This window comes from Sanguibacter gelidistatuariae (genome assembly GCF_900096585.1).
Lineage (GTDB): Bacteria > Actinomycetota > Actinomycetes > Actinomycetales > Cellulomonadaceae > Sanguibacter > Sanguibacter gelidistatuariae.
The window spans coordinates 101,052-117,504 of record NZ_FMYH01000010.1 but is presented as its reverse complement, the minus strand read 5'-3'; the positions used below and the strand labels follow the sequence as shown (position 1 = coordinate 117,504).

Below are 16,453 nucleotides of genomic sequence, written 5' to 3'. Positions count from 1 at the left end.
GTAGATAGGCCGGATGTGGAAGAAGGGACGAAAGACCTTCGGAGCTGACCGGTACTAATAAGCCGATAACTTGATAACACTCAAATTTTGTGTGCTACGCGTCCACTGTGCGGTTCTTAGGGTACGGCCGTGTCTTATCCGGTCTGTATAACCTAATAGAGTTACGGCAGTCATAGCGTGGGGGAAACGCCCGGTCCCATTCCGAACCCGGAAGCTAAGCCCCACTGCGCCGATGGTACTGCACGGGAGACTGTGTGGGAGAGTAGGTCGCTGCCGGACAACCATTCAACGAAAGCCCACCCCCTCGGGGGTGGGCTTTCGTCGTACCCAAAACCCCGCCGGCCGCCCCAGCACTCACCGGTGGGGAACCGGGGGCGTGATGACGGGCGGTCGTTCGGGTTGACGAGGGGGTTGCCGTTCCGGATTGTGAACGTTAACATTGGGTGTTGTCGCGCCCGCCGCCGCCCAAGCTCGGCGGGCGCGATGACCTCCATGCCGGGCGATCACGCCGGCGGTCACCGACCATGAGGCATGGCAGTCCACCTTCACCAGCAGGACCTAGTAGCAATGGGGCTTCGAATGACTGACCCGCAGCGCGCCCTCGTCGTCGGCGTCGACTATGGAACACTCTCCGGCCGTGCCGTGATCGTGCGCGTGCACGACGGCGCCGAGCTCGCCGCGGGGGTGCACGAGTACCCCCACGCCGTCATGGACCACGTCCTGACCGCCGGACCCGCCTCGGTCACCGGGGTGCCCGTCCCGCTCGCGCCCGAGTGGGCCCTGCAGGTACCGGCCGACTATGTCGACGTGCTCAAGATCGCCGTGCCCGCCGCGATCGCGCAGGCAGTGGCCGAGCACGGCATCGACGCCAGTGACATCATCGGCATCGCCACTGACTTCACCGCCTGCACCATGGTGCCGACGACGACGGACGGCACGCCGTTGTGCGAGCTCGACGGCTTCGGCGACCGCCCGCACGCCTACGTCAAGCTGTGGAAGCACCATGCCGCCCAGGGCCAGGCGGACCGGATCAACGAGCTCGCGCACTCTCGGGGCGAGAAGTGGATCAGCCGCTACGGCGGCCTGATCTCCTCCGAGTGGGAGTTTGCCAAGGGCCTGCAGATCCTTGAGGAAGACCGCGAGGTCTACGACCGCATCGACCACTGGGTCGAAGCAGCCGACTGGATCGTCTGGCAGCTCGGCGGCGCCTACGTGCGCAACGCCTGCACGGCCGGCTACAAGGGCATCTACCAGGACGGCGAGTACCCCTCGGCCGACTTCCTCGGTGCGCTCAACCCCGACTTCGCCTCCTTCGTCGAGGACAAGGTCGACCACGAGATCGGCCAGCTCGGTGCCGTCGCCGGTCACCTGACCGCCGAGGCCGCCGCCTGGACCGGGCTGCCCGAGGGCATCGCCGTCGCAGTCGGCAACGTCGACGCACACGTGACCGCCCCGGCCGCCAACGCGGTCGAGCCCGGTCAGATGACCGCGATCATGGGCACCTCGACGTGTCACGTGATGAACGGCGAAGCGCTGCACGAGGTCCCCGGGATGTGCGGCGTCGTCGACGGCGGCATCGTCGAGGGCCTGTGGGGCTACGAGGCCGGCCAGTCCGGTGTGGGCGACATCTTCGGCTGGTTCGTGAACTCCTCCGTGCCGCCCGCCTACGTCGACGCCGCGGCAGCGGCCGGCAAGTCCGTCCACCAGCACCTGACGGACCTGGCGAGCGCGCAGCAGATCGGCGAGCACGGCCTCGTCGCCCTCGACTGGCACTCCGGCAACCGTTCCGTCCTCGTCGACCACGAGCTGTCCGGGATCGTCGTCGGGCAGACGCTCGCGACCAAGCCGGAGGACACCTACCGGGCGCTCCTGGAGGCGACCGCCTTCGGAACCCGCACGATCGTCGAGGCGTTCAACGCCTCCGGCGTCCCGGTGACCGAGCTTGTCGTGGCCGGTGGGCTGCTCAAGAACAAGCTGCTCATGCAGATCTACGCGGACGTCACCCGGCTCTCCCTCTCCACGATCGCCTCGGACCAGGGCCCCGCCCTGGGGTCCGCGATCCACGCCGCGGTCGCCGCGGGTGCCTACGCTGACGTCCGCGAGGCCGCGAAGGTCATGGGCAAGCGCACCGTCGCCGCGTACACCCCGATCGAGGAGAACGCCGTCCGCTACGACGCGCTCTTCGCCGAGTACACGCTCCTGCACGACTACTTCGGCCGCGGGGCCAACGAGGTCATGCACCGCCTCAAGGGCATCCGCCGCGAGGTCAAGACCGGGACCCAGGCATGACCGCCGCCGGTCTCTCGACCTACTCCGCCGATGTTCAGGCCGAGGTCGCCCAGGTCCGCGAGGTCGTATCAGCCCTGCACGCCGAGCTGCCCCGGTGGGAGCTCGTCGTGTGGACCGCGGGCAACGTCTCCCAGCGCCTGAAGTCCGCGGACCTCTTCGTGATCAAGCCCTCGGGCGTGACCTACGACGAGCTCACCGCGGAGTCCATGGTCGTCTGCGACCTGGACGGCAACCTCGTCGACGGCACCCGCAACCCGTCCTCGGACACTGCGGCGCACGCCTACGTCTACCGGAACATGGACCACGTGGGCGGCGTCGTGCACACGCACTCCACCTACGCGACCGCCTGGGCCGCGCGGGCCGAGCCGGTCCCGTGCGTCCTGACGATGATGGCCGACGAGTTCGGCGGCGACGTGCCCGTGGGGCCCTTCGCGCTGATCGGCGACGACTCGATCGGCAAGGGCATCGTCGACACCCTGTCGACGAGCCGGTCTCCCGCGGTCCTCATGCGCAACCATGGCCCGTTCACGATCGGCAAGGACGCCAAGTCCGCCGTGAAGGCGGCCGTCATGGTCGAGGAGGTCGCACGCACCGTGCACATCTCCCGTCAGCTCGGGGAACCCCTGCGTATCCCGCAGGAGCAGATCGACTCGCTCTACGACCGATACCAGAACGTCTACGGCAAGTAGCCACCTGCCCGACGCCGGAGCCCGGCTTTCGCGGCCGGCTCGCCGTAGCACCAGCATTCGTCCTACCCGCAGGGCCCACTGGGCTCTGCGGCCCCAGCAGCCACCTAAGGACACACCATGAAGAACCCCTTCGAAGGAAAAGAGATCTGGTTCCTCACCGGATCTCAGGGCCTCTACGGCGAGGAGACGCTCCTCCAGGTCGCCGCGCAGTCGCAGACGATCGCCGACGCGATCGACGCCGCGGGCGAGGTGCCCATCAAGATCGTGTGGAAGCCCGTCCTCAAGGACTCAGACTCGATCAAGGCGCTGGCCCTGGCCGCGAACGCTGACGAGAACTGCATCGGCCTCATCGCCTGGATGCACACGTTCTCCCCGGCGAAGATGTGGATCCGCGGCCTCGACGCCCTCGACACCCCGCTGTTGCACCTGCACACGCAGGCCAACGTCGAGCTGCCCTGGGCAGACATCAACATGGACTTCATGAACCTCAACCAGGCCGCCCACGGGGACCGTGAGTTCGGGTACATCCAGACGCGCATGGGCGTGCCGCGCAAGACCGTCGTCGGGCACGTGTCCAACCCGGCCGTGATCGGAAAGATCGCGACCTGGACCCGCGCCGCGGCCGGCTTCGACGCCGTGCGCAACCTCCGCGTGGCCCGCTTCGGCGACAACATGCGCAACGTCGCTGTCACCGAGGGCGACAAGACCGAGGCCGAGATCAGCCTCGGCGTCTCGGTCAACACGTGGGGCGTCAACGACCTCGTCGCCGCGGTCGACGCGGTCGACGAGTCCGTCATCGACGCGCTCGTCGCCGAGTACGAAGAGCTCTACGACGTCGCCCCCGAGCTGCGCAAGGGCGGCGCCCGCCACGAGTCGCTGCGTTACGGCGCACGCCAGGAGGCCGGTCTGCGCTCCTTCCTGGAGTCCGGCGACTTCGGGGCGTTCACGACGAACTTCGAGGACCTGGGCGACCTACGCCAGCTCCCCGGGCTCGCCGTGCAGCGCCTGATGGCCGAAGGCTACGGCTTCGGTGCCGAGGGCGACTGGAAGACCGCTGTCCTCGTGCGCGTCGCCAAGGTCATGGGCTTCGGCCTCCCCGGTGGCGCCTCCCTGATGGAGGACTACACCTACGACCTCACCCCCGGCGATGAGAAGATCCTCGGTGCGCACATGCTCGAGGTCTGCCCGACGCTGACCACCTCCAGGCCGAGCCTGGAGATCCACGAGCTGGGTATCGGCGGCAAGGAAGACCCCGTCCGCCTCGTCTTCAACACCGACGCCGGCCCCGCCGTCGTCGTGGCGATGTCTGACATGCGCGAGCGCTTCCGCCTCACGGTGAACGTCGTCGACGTCATCGAGCCGGCCCACGAGCTGCCCAACCTGCCCGTGGCCCGCGCCGTGTGGAAGCCGCAGCCGAACTTCGCGACGTCGGCCGAGGCCTGGCTGCTGGCCGGCGCCGCGCACCACACGGTCATGAGCACCGCCGTGGGCCTGGAGGCCTTCCAGGACTTCTCCGACATGGCTCGCACCGAGCTCGTCACGATCGACGAGAAGACCGAGGCGCGCCAGTTCGCCCAGGAGCTGCGCTGGAACCAGGCGTACTACCGCCTGGCGCAGGGCTTCTGACAGAACTCCGCGTCGCGGCCTGCGAGGGTGCGGAACGACAGCGGGGGCGCAGCGCAAGCTGCGTCCCCGCTGTCGTTTCCTACGGCTGAGCGGTCGTCACTCGCCGACGACGATCGGCGTGCTCACTCTGGTCGGCGGCAGGGCGGTCCACCCGATGGCCTCGGCGCCCGGGACGCCACGGGCCCGCATCAACGCAGCCATCGCGTGCACGAGCGGCGCCGTGTCGGTGCGCTGGGCGAAGAGGAACGTGCGGACGACGGGCGCGTCCGGCTGGGCCTGCCCAGCCGGAGCCTGTCCCGTCGGAACCTGCGCCGCGACGTCGGCTCCGGAGAAGAGGACGCCATAGCGCCCCTTCACGCCGATGGACGTGAACAGGCTGCGGGTCCGCGGGCGGACGACCCGCCCGATCGTGGCGTGATCGGTCCACAGCGCCCGCACGGAGGCTGCGGGGACGGTGTGCCAGCCGATCACTCGGGTGGTGGTCTTCTGGGAGAAGAGAAACACCAGGCCGCCGTCGAAGAGCAGGACGGTGCGCACGCTCCACGCGAACGTGATCGCGACCATCACCAGCCCGGCGAGCGCGGAGACCAGGACGTACAGCGGGATGTTGGTGAAGCGGTCCGGCACTCGCGGAGTGAAGGAGACGTACTCGGCGATCGCGCCGTAGAAGAAGCCGATGAGGATGCATGGGACGAACGCACCCCAGTGCACTCCCCACGACCGGGCCACAAACCGTAGCTCGCCGAGCTGGGGACGAAGCCGCTGCTGGGCGCGTCGGACGAGCCGGGTATGCCTGCTCATGCGGTTCGCTACGGCCGTGCCGCGAAGCGCTCGAGCAGGTCGGAGTGGCCCGAGACGACGAGGAGGTCGTTGACCGAGATCCGAGTCTCCGGTTCGGCGTAGACGAACTCCTGGCCGGGGGACTTCACGCCGATGATCGTCACGCCGTACCGCTCGCGGACCTTCGACTGGGCCACGGTGAAGCCCTGGGTCTCCTTGGGCGGGCGCATCTTGACGATCGTGAAGCCGTCCTCGACCTCGATGTAGTCGAGCAGCTTGCCCGAGACGAGGTGGGCCACCCGGTTGCCGGCGTCGGCCTCGGGGAACACCACGTGGTGGGCGCCGATCCGCTGCAGGATGCGTCCGTGCTCGGCCGAGACGGCCTTGGCCCAGATCTGCTCGGTGCCCAGGTCTACGAGGTTCCCGGTGATGAGCACGCTCGCCTCGAGGGACGTGCCCACCCCGACGACCGCGACGGAGAAGTCCCGCGCGCCGAGCTGGTCGAGCGCCTCGGGGTTGGTGGCATCGGCCTCCACGATCGGCAACCGGTCGGAGAAGTGCGCCACGAGAGCGGGGGAGCGCTCGACGGCCAGGACGTCCTGCCCGAGCCGGTCCAGCGTCATGGCCATCGCCGACCCGAACCGGCCCAGCCCGATCACCAGGACGCCGGCGTCCGCCTTGGCGGCGGCCTTTGCGCTGCGTGCGACCTTCGCCGCTGTGCTGTCAACCAATGATCGGCCTTTCCTCGGGCAGTCGGATGACCCGACGGCGGTCGCGCAGCGCGAGCGCTGCTGCAAGGGTCATCGTGCCCGTACGGCCGATGAACATCAAAGCGATGAGCACGTACTTGCCTGCCTCGGGCAGGTCGTGGGTGACCCCGGTCGACAGGCCCACGGTCGCGAAGGCCGAGATCACCTCGAAGAGGACGACGTCGAGGGACCAGCCGGTGATCTCCAGCAGCAGCAGGCAGGCCACGAGGACCGCCGTCGCGCCCACGAAGACCACCGCGACGGCGAGGCGCAGAGTCTCCCGGGGGATGCGCCGGCCGAAGACCTCCACGTCGCGGTCCCCGCGAGCCTCCGCGATGATCGCGATCAACATGACGGCCAGGGTCGTGACCTTGATGCCTCCGGCGGTCGAGGCGCTGCCACCACCGACGAACATCAGGGAGTCGGTGATGAGCCAGGACGCCTCGCGCATCTGACCGACGTCGATCGTGGAGAAGCCCGCCGAGCGCGGCATGACCCCCATGAACAGGCCGTTGAGGATCTTGTCCCCGATGGACATGGCGCCCAGGGTCCCGGAGTTCATCCACTCCAGGGCGACGAAGAGGGTCGAGCCGATCACGACGAGCAGGCTCGAGGTGACCACGGTGAGCTTGGCATGCAGGCTCCACCGGACGAACTTCTTGCGGTTGCGGGCCACGTTGAGGATGACCGGGAAGCCGAGCGCGCCGATGAAAGCGCCGATGATGATCGGCATGAGCAGGAGCCAGTCCCCGGCGTGCGGGGCGAGGCCATGGGCGGTCGGGATGAACCCTGCGTTGTTGAAGGCCGAGACCGCGTAGAACACCCCGTGCCAGAACGCCTCCCCGACGCCCTCGTTGAGGGCCAGGAAACGGGGGATGAGCAGCGCGGCGATCAGCACCTCGAGCGTCGTGGACGTGATGATGACGACGCGGATGAGCGAGCCGACCTCGCCGAGGCGGGTGGTCTTGGTCTCCGAGGCGGTGAGCAGCTTCTGAGTGAGGCCGATCCGCCGGGAGACGGCCATGCCGAGGACGGAGGCGAGGGTCATGACCCCGAGGCCACCGACCTTGATCGCCACGAGGATCACGGCCTGGCCGAAGCCCGACCAGTACGTGCCGGTGGGCACGGTGACCAGGCCGGTCACGCAGACGGCCGACGTCGCGGTGAAGAAGGCGTCGACGAAGGGTGCGCGGACCCCGTGCGCGGTGGCCAACGGCGTCGACAGCAGGCCCGTGAAGACGGCGATGACCGCGGCGAACACGGTGATCGCGAGGCGCGCGGGCGACTGCCGCGCCATGCGGTCGACGAGTTCACGGCCCGCCCACAGGCGCCCAGAGAGCCCCGATGCCATCCGCTCTCCTCAAGTCAACGCAACTCGTACATCCGAACTCTGCCATGACTTGGCGGGTGAGATGCACCTGTCGCACGCGGAAACAGGCACCAGGGGCTGTTGTTCCCGCTACTGTCTGGGGTGTGGCCCGACCCCTTGCCGTCAAAGTACCTGTCATCGCGGATGTCGCGCGCGTGGCGGGCATGTCTGTCCCGACCGTGTCGCGGGTGCTCACAGGGTCGACCCCAGTCAGCGAGGACAAGCGCGAGCGGATCATGGCCGCGATCCGTGAGCTCGGCTACCGGCCCAACGCCGCGGCCCGCGCGCTGGTCAGCGGCCGGCAGTCGATGATCGCGATCGTCTCGGGGAACACCACGCGCTACGGCTATGCCATGACCATCCAGGGGATCGAGGAGGCCGCCCGGGCGGCCGGCTATCTTGTGGTCATCACGGTCGTAGACGCCCCTGACGAAGCCTCCGTCGCCACGACGATCGACCTCGTGCTCGGCCAGCCGGTCGCCGGGGTTGTTGTCCTCGCCTTCGACGAGGCCGGGATCGTGGCCAAGGGCGCCATCCCACGCACCGTGCCGATGGTCTCCGCGGTTGCGGTGGGGGACCTGAACGCCACGGAGCCCCAGGCGTTCCTCGACGACCGCCGGGCCGCCCAGGAGGCGACCGAGTACCTGCTGGGCCTCGGCCACCCGACCGTCCACCACGTCTCCGTCCCGCAGGCGATACCCCTGATGGGCCGCACGCTGGGGTGGGAGGACGCGCTGCGCGCAGCGGGCCTGGAGGTCCCCGAGATCATCGCCGCGGACTGGGAGCCGTCCTCGGGCCGCGAGGTGGGCCTGCAGCTGGCGCACCGGCCCGACGTGACTGCCGTGATCTGCGGGAACGACGAGGTCGCGATGGGCGTGATCCGCGGTCTGCACGAGGCGGGCCGGCGCGTGCCCGACGACGTGAGCGTGATCGGCTTCGACGACTCACCGCTCGCTGCTGTCTCGATCCCCGCGCTGACCACCGTCGCGCAGGACTTCATCGACCTGGGCCACCGCGCGTTCGCTCAGCTCAATCTCATGATCACCACGGGCGAGGCGCCGATGGCGTCCTCGGCCGCACCGCGCCTCGTCGTCCGGGAGAGCACGGGCGCACCCCGCCGCTGACGGCGGTGGTTCTAGGCAGCGCCGGTTCCGGGTGCCTCCCCTCCCCACCGGGGCCCCTCCCTCGTTGCCCGCCAACGTCCCGTCACAGCCACCGCCTCCGCCGAACTCGTGAGCTGCTCGTCGAACTCGTGAACCAGTGCGGTCGCCTGGCCGGCGCGATGGCTGGCTCACGAGTTCGACGGCTGCTCACGAGTGGGGTGAGGGACGTGGGGTGAGGGACGTGGGTCAGTCGCCGACGCGTTGACCTCACATTTCGCACGCACCCCGACACCCGCGTATGAAAGCGTTATCAAACCTTGACGCCGGCAACTTGCTTTCCGGCTTGATCAACGTTTTCATAGAGGTGGAGCAACACTCCACTCATCGTCGAGGATCGGATTTTCATGGGGCACCGAAGCCACATCATCAGCTGGGACACCCCCAGGCTGCACGTCGAGCTCTCCGCGGATGAGCACACCCCCGTCAGTATCGTGAGCCTTCGCCCGGCCGTCGCCGGCCAGGCGCCGGAAACCTTCGGCGTCTCGATCGACCGCAACACCCTGGCCCACCTCATCAACCCCGCCACCTCCGCTCAGGGGCTCGTGGAGATCATCGCCTCCGGCCACGGACGCGCCTGGTCGTCGACCCGCTACACCGACACGATCATCGGCGAACGGCTCCGCTACGTCGCGCACCGCGTGCGCACCGAGGCTGGCCGCACGGCGGGGGAGTGGTCCGTCCTGGAGATCGAGCAGGCCGACCCGGTGAGCGGGCTGCGCGTGGTGACCACCCTGCGCTCCCACGAGTCCGTCGCAGGACTGCAGGCCTGGACAGCAGTGACCAACGAGAGCGACACCGTGCTGCGTCTGCGCGCGGTGACCAGCCTCGTCGTCGGCTCCTTCCCGTCGACCGAGCTTGAGGCGATCGATGTCCTGTGGGCCTCGACCGACTGGCTCGGCGAAAGCCGCTGGACCACTTGCGCCGTGCGCAACCAGCCGGTCATCGACCTGTCCCGCAGCGATCACGAGCACGACCCCCGCGGCGCCTTCCGGGTCACCGGCCTGGGCGCCTGGTCGACCGGGCAGACCCTGCCGACCGGTGTCCTCCTCGACCGCAGGTCCGGGATCTCCTGGGGCTGGCAGGTCGAGCACAACGGCCCGTGGCACTGGCAGGTCGGAGAGCGCGCGGACGGCATGTACCTCGCCCTGACCGGCCCGACCGACGACGAGCACCAGTGGACGAGCGACCTCGCACCGGGGGAGACCTTCACCTCGGTCCCCGCCTCGATCGTGGCCTCCGCCGCGGGACCCGAGGGTGCCTTCGCCGAGCTCACCCTGCAGCGCCGCGCCATCCGCCGTCCCCACCACGACACGACCACGCTCCCGGTGATCTTCAACGACTACATGAACACGCTCATGGGCGACCCCTCGACCGAGAAGCTCTGGCCGCTCATCGAGGCCGCCGGGTCGGTCGGCGCGGAGTACTTCTGCATCGACGCCGGCTGGTACGCGGACGACAGCGACTGGTGGGACGGCGTCGGCGAGTGGCAGCCGTCCACCGCGCGCTTCCCGGGCGGGCTCGCTGCGGTCATCAACCACATCCGAGCGAACGGCATGGAGCCCGGGCTGTGGCTCGAGCCCGAGCTCATCGGCGTGCGCAGCCCGCTCGCGCAGTCCTACCCGGACGAGGCGTTCATGCAGCGGGCCGGGCACCGGATCACCGAGCACCAGCGTCACCACCTCGACTTCTCCAGTCAGGCCGTCCGCGACTACATGGACGAGCGGGTGGACACCCTGGTCGCCGAGCTCGGCATCCGCTACTTCAAGCTCGACTACAACGTCACCCCCGGCCCGGGCACCGATGGGTCCGCCGATGGCGCGTCCTTGCCGTCGGCGCCGGGCGAGGGCCTGCTCCGGCACAACCGGGCCTACCTCGGTTGGTTGCGCTCCGTGCTCGACCGTCACCCTGACCTGATCCTCGAGAACTGCGCGTCGGGGGCCATGCGGATGGACTACGCGATGCTCTCCGAGCTGCAGCTGCAGTCCACCTCCGACCAGCAGGACCTGCTCAGGTACCCGCCGATCGCGGCCGCTGCGCCCGCATCGATCCTGCCCGAGCAGGCCGCAAACTGGGCCTACCCCCAGCCGGAGATGACGCAGGAGGAGATGGCCTTCACCCTCGCCACCGGGCTGCTCGGCCGGATGTACCTCACCGGTCACCTCAACCGCATGGACGACGGCCAGCGCGCCCTGGTGGCCAGCGCGGTCGCCGCGCACCAAGGCATCCGCCACGACCTCGCCCGGTCTGTCCCGTCCTGGCCGCTCGGCCTGCCGTCCTGGCGCGACCCGGCGGTCGCTCTCGCCCTCGTGGCCGACGACGTGACCTACCTCACGCTCTGGCGTCGCCCGGGCGCGACCGACGTCGTCGACCTGCCGCTCGCCGGCCTCGCCGGGGAGCTCGTGGACGTCACGCCGGTGTTCCCAGCAGAACTGGGGTCCTGGCAGGTCAGCTGGGACTCCGCCGCCGGCGTGCTGCGCACCAGCGTGGCTGCCGGCTCGGCTTCTCGGGCCTCCGCGCGGGTGCTCAAGGTCACCCGCCGCGCTGCGGCCTGACACCTACCTTCCCTTCCACCAGCCACCTCGTACCCCCTCCGCAGTCGATGATGAACTGCAGACACGAAAGGATCCTTCGATGAAGAAGTTCGCAGCAACCGCCGCTATCGTCACCGCTCTCGGCCTCACCCTGGCTGGGTGCGGCGACCCCAGCGGAGCCGACGCCGGCTCCTCCGCACCCGCCGAGTGGGCGGCCCAGACGGCCGACCTCTCCGGCGTGGAGCTGACCTTCTGGGCAGCCCAGTCGAGCGTGGCCGTGCCCGAGGAGGTCGCCGCCACCTTCGAGAAGGCCACAGGCGCCAAGGTCACCATCGAGGTCATCCCCGACTCTTACGAGGCCAACGTCCAGACCCGCGTCGCGACCGGCGCCAAGCCGGACCTCGCCTTCTGGCAGCCGACGCCGTCGATGCTCACCGCGATCAACGCCAAGAGCAACCTCCTCTCCCTCGAGGGGGCGCCCTGGATCGAGACCATGGAGCCGGACCTCCAGGACCTCACCGGCATCCTCGACGACACGCGCTACGCGACGTTGATCGGCAGCCCGTCCGTGATCGGCGTCTACTACAACAAGGATGTCTTCGCGGCGAACGGCATCACCGAGCTCCCGCAGAACTTCGACGACGTGCTCGCCGACGCCGCCGTGATCGACGCGGCCGGGGTCGACCCGTTCTTCGAGATGGCCGGTGACGGCTGGGGCACCCAGTGGTTCCCGCAGATGCTGATGGCCGACGACGCCAAGGCCGGGTTCTGGGACGAGGTGAACGCCGGGACGAAGACCTTCTCCTCCCCGGAGATGCTCGACTCGATCACCGAGTACAACGACCTCATCACCGAGGGCCTGTTCAACGCGGACATCAAGACCGCGACGTTCAACGACCAGGGCACCGCGCTGCTGGCCGGCGATGCTGCGATGGTCGTCCAGAACAACGTCTACCTGACCCAGCTGCAGGCGCTCGCCACGACCGACGAGCTCAACAACAAGATCGGGTTCTTCCCGGTCTCCCGCCAGGGCACCGTCGCGACGTCCATCCCGGACCAGTCCAACGCGATCGTCGCCTTCAACACGGGTGACGCCGAGCGTGAGTCCGCGGCCCGCCAGTTCATGTCCTTCTGGATGGGCGAGGGCTACCCCACCTTCGTCGCCTCGACCAACGCAGTCTCGATCGTGACCGGCGTCGAGAACTCTCCTGAGGTTCCCCAGCTCGCCCTGGACATCCACGCCTCGCAGGCCGACATCGCGCCGTCCATGCAGGCCGCCGCAGTCGCCAACCCGGACCTGTGGCTCAACCTGGTCGACATGATCAACGGGGTCAAGACCCCCGAAGACGTTGCCAAGGCCACCCAGTCCCAGTTCGCCGAGCTCGCCAAGGCCGCCGGGGTCGCCGGGTTCTGACCCGGCTCCTCCTCCCATCTTCGGGTGGGGCCAGCGCACAGACGGCCTCACCCGAACCCCCGAGGTCCCGACCGCCCCGCAGGGCGTCCCCCCGCTGTCCGCGGGGCGGTCGGGGCCCACCCAGCTACCGAGAGAGAGGCGCGATCGTGGCGACCAGCTACGCGTCAGCCCCAGCCAAGGTGAAGAAGCGACCGGAGATGGTCACGGAACGCAAGATCCACCCGTGGTGGTTCCTGGCCCCCGCGTTCGCGGTCCTGATCGTCTTCTTCCTCGTCCCGACCGTCTACAACTTCGTCTACGCCTTCACCGACTGGTCGAGCTTCAAGTCCCAGATCAACTTCATCGGCACCGACAACTTCAAGTCCTTGCTGGACAACGGCTCCCTGCTGAAGTCGTTGCGGATCACACTCACCTACGCGATCCTCGTGTCCGTCTTCCAGAACCTCTTCGGGCTGCTGCTCGCGCTGTTCCTGGAGCAGGACACGAAGATCAACCGCGCCGCCCGTGTCGTGTTCTTCATCCCCGTGGTGATGAGCGCCCTCGCGGTCGGCTACATCTTCCAGGCGCTGCTCAAGCCCGACGGCGCCCTCAACGAGATCCTGTCGTTCGCCACCGGCCAGCCTGTGACGATCGCCTGGCTCGGATCGACCACGTGGACCCTCGTCCTCGTCTCGATGATCCATGCCTGGAAGTGGATGGGGCTGTCCATGCTCGTCTACCTGGCGGGCCTGAAGACCATCAGCGACGACGTCATGGAGGCAGCACGCCTGGACGGCGCCGGCTCCTGGCAGATGTTCTGGAAGGTCCGCTTCCCGCTGATCGGCCCGGCCGTCACCTTCAACGTCGCCACCGCGCTGCTCGGATCCATGAACGGCTTCGACATCGTGCAGGCAACCACCGGCGGCGGGCCTGCCCGCAGCACCGAGATCTTCAACATCTTTGTCTTCCGCACCTTCGGCCAGGGGCTGTATGCGCAGGCCACGACCATGAGCCTGCTGCTCTTTGTCGTCGTCGCGATCCTCGCGTTCCCTGTGATCGGAATGCTGCGTCGTCGGGAGGAAGTCCTGTGAGCACCCAGACAGTCAGCGCCGAGGTAGCCGTGTCCCCGACCAGTCCCTCAGCAGGACGGCCCCGCAGGCAGCGGCCGACCCCGAAGGGCGGTCGGACCGGGGCCTGGGCCAAGATCCAGCCCCTCGCCGTCGTCGTCGTGACCGTCCTGACGATGGGCGTGCCGCTGTGGCTCGTCGTCGTCACGGCCGGCAAGAGCCAGGCCGAGGCGGTCACCCCGACCATGGCCCTGCCTGCGAAATGGCGGCTGTGGGAGAACTTCTCCGAGATCTGGACGCGCGGCGACGTGCCCGCGGGCTTCGTCGGGTCGCTGCTCATCATGGTCCCGGCCGTGCTGTTGACCCTGCTGTTCGGGGCGATGGCCTCGTGGATCCTGGCCCGACGTGCGGGGCGGCTCAACTCCCTCCTGTACGCCGCGGCGATCTCCGGCCTGATCCTGCCCCCCGCCGTGGTCACCGTGGTGCTGCTGCTGCGTCAGCTCGGGATCGCCGGAACCGCGATCGGCATGATCTGCGTGTACATGGGGATCTACCTGTCGACCGTGGTCTTCTTCGTCACGGGCTTCGTCCGCAACATCCCCCTCGAGCTCGAGGAGGCCGCCCGGATGGACGGCGCCGGTCCGGTCAAGATCTTCTCCCGGATCATCCTGCCGCTGCTCGTCCCGGTCCTGTCCACCGCGACGATCCTCATCTGCCTCTACGTCTGGAACGACGTGTTCTACGCGTTCTTCGTGCTGGGCGGGCAGATGGACACCCTGCCGCTGAACCTCTTCAACGTGGCCAGCGCCGGTCTCTACCTCAACAACTGGCACCTGATCTTCGCCTACGTCGTGCTCATGAGCGTGCCGCTGCTCGTGGTGTTCATGGTCTTCCAGCGCAAGATCATCTCAGGGGTCACGAGCGGCGCGGTCAAGTAGACGGCACATCCGCCTGCCCGACGACGGCCCACCGGCCCGCGATTCCGCGAGCCGGTGGGCTTCGCGCTACCGTGAACCCCATGCCGTTCAGCGTGGATGTGGCCTGGAGCCACGAGCTCATGAAGTACAACTTCGGCCCCGGGCATCCCATGGCGCCCGTGCGCCTCGAGCTCACGGTGCGCCTGGCAACCGAGCTGGGGCTGCTCGGCGAGTCCGACGTCCACGTCGTCGACCACGGCATGGCCTCCGACGCCATGCTCACCACGGTCCACGACGCCGCCTACGTCGCGGCGGTCCACGCCGCCTCGAACGACGGCACGGAAGACCTCAACCGGGGGCTGGGGACCGAGGACGACCCGATCTTCGCCGGGATGCACGACGCCGCAGCGCGCATCGTCGCGGGGACGAACGGCCTCGCGCAGGCCGTCTGGGAGGGCCGTGCCACGCACGGCATGAACGTCGCGGGCGGGATGCACCACGCCATGCCGGGCGGCGCCGCAGGCTTCTGCGTGTACAACGACGCCGCGGTCGCGATCGCCGGCCTCCTGGCGGCCGGGGCGAGGCGGGTCGCCTACATCGACGTCGACGCTCATCACGGCGATGGCGTCGAGGCCGCCTTCTGGGACGACCCGCGGGTGCTGACGGTCTCGGTCCACCAGAGCGGCGCGACGCTCTTCCCCGGGACCGGTCACGCGACCGACACCGGCGGGCCGCTCGCCCACGGCTCAGCAGTCAACGTGGCGCTGCCCGCCCGCACGAGCTCCCGGGAGTGGCTGCGCGCGGTCGATGCGGTCCTGCCCGAGGCGGTCCGGGCCTTCGCGCCCGAGATCATCGTCTCCCAGCACGGCTGCGACGCACACGGCAAGGACCTGCTCAGCGACCTCGACGTCGCGGTCGACGCCCAGCGTCAGGTCGCCCAGTGGGTGCACAACCTCGCCCACGAGGTGTGCGGGGGCCGGTGGGTGGCCCTGGGCGGGGGAGGGTACGCAGTGGTCGACGTCGTGCCGCTGGTCTGGTGCCACGTGCTGGCCATCGCGCAGCACCGGGAGATCGCCCCGCTCTCGCCCGTCCCGGCCGCGTGGCGTGACCACGTCCGCCGTGTCCTGGACCACGAGGCTCCCGAGCTCATGTCCGACGCTGCGGGTGAGGTCGGCTTTGTGCCGTGGCAGACTGGATACGACCCGGACGACGCCGTCGACAGGGCGATCCGGGCGACGCGCCAGGCGGCGTTCCCGCTGCTCGGCGTGGATGTCAGCCGGGACGTCTGAGCGCACCGTCGCTTCTCGCTGGGGCCGCTCAGGCCATAAGGTGTGCACACGAGCTCGACCGCTCCACGACAAGAAGGTTCAGCCATGACTGCGGATGCACCACGCGTTCAGTTCCTCACCGTGTCCGAGGTTGCTGGCGTCATGCGCGTGTCGAAGATGACCGTCTACCGGCTCGTGCACGCCGGTGAGCTCCCCGCGGTCCGCGTCGGCAAGTCGTTCCGGGTGCCCCAGGAGGCGCTGACCCGCTACCTCGCCGCGGCCTACATCGAGGGCGACCGGCTCTCCTCCTGAGGGCCGCGTCGCACGGACCCCCTCGGAGACGATAGGATAGGTTCGGACTTTCCCGAGCGTGGGCGTCACGTGCACCACTTGCAGTCTTGCGGCCTCGCGGTCGCCTGGTTCTGAGCGGTTCTGCGGCGTGCTGCGCGAGCAGACCCGATCAACATTGCGAGGACCCATGGGCTCCGTCATCAAGAAGCGCCGCAAGCGTATGGCAAAGAAGAAGCACCGCAAGCTGCTTCGCAAGACCCGCCACCAGCGTCGTAACAAGAAGTAAGCAGTTCCCGTCCGGGCCCGGTTTCGACCGGGCCC

At 68.8% G+C, this 16,453-nt stretch carries 14 protein-coding genes and 1 rRNA gene; 12 read left to right on the top strand and 3 right to left on the bottom strand.

The genetic code is table 11. The features are described 5' to 3' along the window. Window positions 1–162 precede the first annotated feature (162 nt). The 4 genes from rrf (at window position 163) to araA (ending at window position 4,604) form a co-directional block, all read left to right on the top strand. Window positions 163–279, top strand: a 5S ribosomal RNA gene (gene rrf / locus BLQ50_RS17360). A 300-nt stretch (window positions 280–579) separates the two neighbouring features. Then, a complete protein-coding gene (gene araB, locus BLQ50_RS17355; protein ID WP_093186484.1) occupies window positions 580–2,289 on the top strand; it encodes a ribulokinase in 1,710 nt (569 codons plus the stop codon). After that, window positions 2,286–2,978 carry an L-ribulose-5-phosphate 4-epimerase gene (locus BLQ50_RS17350; protein ID WP_093186481.1) on the top strand — a complete coding sequence of 231 codons (693 nt, stop codon included), beginning with the start codon at window positions 2,286–2,288 and terminating at the stop codon, window positions 2,976–2,978. Before araB ends, BLQ50_RS17350 begins: the two co-directional genes overlap by 4 nt. Window positions 2,979–3,095: 117 nt before the next feature. Continuing rightward, window positions 3,096–4,604 (top strand): L-arabinose isomerase, encoded by a 1,509-nt coding sequence (gene araA / locus BLQ50_RS17345; protein WP_093186479.1) that lies wholly within the window; start codon window positions 3,096–3,098, stop codon window positions 4,602–4,604. A 96-nt stretch (window positions 4,605–4,700) separates the two neighbouring features. Here araA and BLQ50_RS17340 read toward each other — a convergent pair whose 3' ends face one another. Genes BLQ50_RS17340 through BLQ50_RS17330 form a run of 3 tightly spaced genes read right to left on the bottom strand, consistent with a single transcriptional unit; the run spans window position 4,701 to window position 7,484 of the window. After that, window positions 4,701–5,405: a hypothetical protein gene (locus BLQ50_RS17340; RefSeq protein WP_139185867.1), complete on the bottom strand. Its 705-nt coding sequence runs from the start codon at window positions 5,403–5,405 to the stop codon at window positions 4,701–4,703. Window positions 5,406–5,413: 8 nt separating this feature from the next. Continuing rightward, a complete protein-coding gene (locus BLQ50_RS17335) occupies window positions 5,414–6,115 on the bottom strand; it encodes a potassium channel family protein (protein ID WP_093186474.1) in 702 nt (233 codons plus the stop codon). Further along, a complete protein-coding gene (locus BLQ50_RS17330; RefSeq protein WP_093186471.1) occupies window positions 6,108–7,484 on the bottom strand; it encodes a TrkH family potassium uptake protein in 1,377 nt (458 codons plus the stop codon). Before BLQ50_RS17330 ends, BLQ50_RS17335 begins: the two co-directional genes overlap by 8 nt. 122 nt (window positions 7,485–7,606) lie before the next feature. On the opposite strand from BLQ50_RS17330, the gene BLQ50_RS17325 reads away from it, so the two are divergent. The 8 genes from BLQ50_RS17325 (at window position 7,607) to BLQ50_RS17290 (ending at window position 16,418) form a co-directional block, all read left to right on the top strand. After that, entirely contained in the window at window positions 7,607–8,626 is a 1,020-nt protein-coding gene (locus BLQ50_RS17325) for a LacI family DNA-binding transcriptional regulator (protein WP_245701342.1), read from the top strand. Window positions 8,627–9,009: 383 nt separating this feature from the next. Then, window positions 9,010–11,217 (top strand): alpha-galactosidase, encoded by a 2,208-nt coding sequence (locus BLQ50_RS17320; RefSeq protein ID WP_093186466.1) that lies wholly within the window; start codon window positions 9,010–9,012, stop codon window positions 11,215–11,217. A 79-nt stretch (window positions 11,218–11,296) separates the two neighbouring features. After that, window positions 11,297–12,610, top strand: a complete 1,314-nt coding sequence (locus tag BLQ50_RS17315) for an ABC transporter substrate-binding protein (protein ID WP_093186464.1) — start codon at window positions 11,297–11,299, stop codon at window positions 12,608–12,610. Between the two features lie 146 nt (window positions 12,611–12,756). After that, a complete protein-coding gene (locus BLQ50_RS17310; protein ID WP_245701341.1) occupies window positions 12,757–13,680 on the top strand; it encodes a carbohydrate ABC transporter permease in 924 nt (307 codons plus the stop codon). After that, window positions 13,677–14,594 carry a carbohydrate ABC transporter permease gene (locus BLQ50_RS17305; protein WP_245701340.1) on the top strand — a complete coding sequence of 306 codons (918 nt, stop codon included), beginning with the start codon at window positions 13,677–13,679 and terminating at the stop codon, window positions 14,592–14,594. Before BLQ50_RS17310 ends, BLQ50_RS17305 begins: the two co-directional genes overlap by 4 nt. Before the next feature lie 80 nt (window positions 14,595–14,674). Continuing rightward, entirely contained in the window at window positions 14,675–15,862 is a 1,188-nt protein-coding gene (locus BLQ50_RS17300) for an acetoin utilization protein AcuC (RefSeq protein ID WP_093186461.1), read from the top strand. A gap of 84 nt (window positions 15,863–15,946) precedes the next feature. Beyond that, the gene (locus BLQ50_RS17295; RefSeq protein ID WP_093186458.1) at window positions 15,947–16,153 is read left to right on the top strand and encodes a helix-turn-helix domain-containing protein; all 207 of its coding nucleotides are present in this window, start codon (window positions 15,947–15,949) and stop codon (window positions 16,151–16,153) included. Between the two features lie 166 nt (window positions 16,154–16,319). Next, window positions 16,320–16,418: a 30S ribosomal protein bS22 gene (locus BLQ50_RS17290; protein ID WP_003792170.1), complete on the top strand. Its 99-nt coding sequence runs from the start codon at window positions 16,320–16,322 to the stop codon at window positions 16,416–16,418. Window positions 16,419–16,453: the final 35 nt, after the last annotated feature.

Coding starts and splice junctions, on each gene's coding strand:
- araB (WP_093186484.1), top strand. CDS start 580: ATGACTGACCCGCAGCGCGCCCTCGTCGTCGGCGTCGACTATGGAACA.
- BLQ50_RS17350 (WP_093186481.1), top strand. CDS start 2,286: ATGACCGCCGCCGGTCTCTCGACCTACTCCGCCGATGTTCAGGCCGAG.
- araA (WP_093186479.1), top strand. CDS start 3,096: ATGAAGAACCCCTTCGAAGGAAAAGAGATCTGGTTCCTCACCGGATCT.
- BLQ50_RS17340 (WP_139185867.1), bottom strand. CDS start 5,405: ATGAGCAGGCATACCCGGCTCGTCCGACGCGCCCAGCAGCGGCTTCGT.
- BLQ50_RS17330 (WP_093186471.1), bottom strand. CDS start 7,484: ATGGCATCGGGGCTCTCTGGGCGCCTGTGGGCGGGCCGTGAACTCGTC.
- BLQ50_RS17320 (WP_093186466.1), top strand. CDS start 9,010: ATGGGGCACCGAAGCCACATCATCAGCTGGGACACCCCCAGGCTGCAC.
- BLQ50_RS17315 (WP_093186464.1), top strand. CDS start 11,297: ATGAAGAAGTTCGCAGCAACCGCCGCTATCGTCACCGCTCTCGGCCTC.
- BLQ50_RS17300 (WP_093186461.1), top strand. CDS start 14,675: ATGCCGTTCAGCGTGGATGTGGCCTGGAGCCACGAGCTCATGAAGTAC.
- BLQ50_RS17295 (WP_093186458.1), top strand. CDS start 15,947: ATGACTGCGGATGCACCACGCGTTCAGTTCCTCACCGTGTCCGAGGTT.
- BLQ50_RS17290 (WP_003792170.1), top strand. CDS start 16,320: ATGGGCTCCGTCATCAAGAAGCGCCGCAAGCGTATGGCAAAGAAGAAG.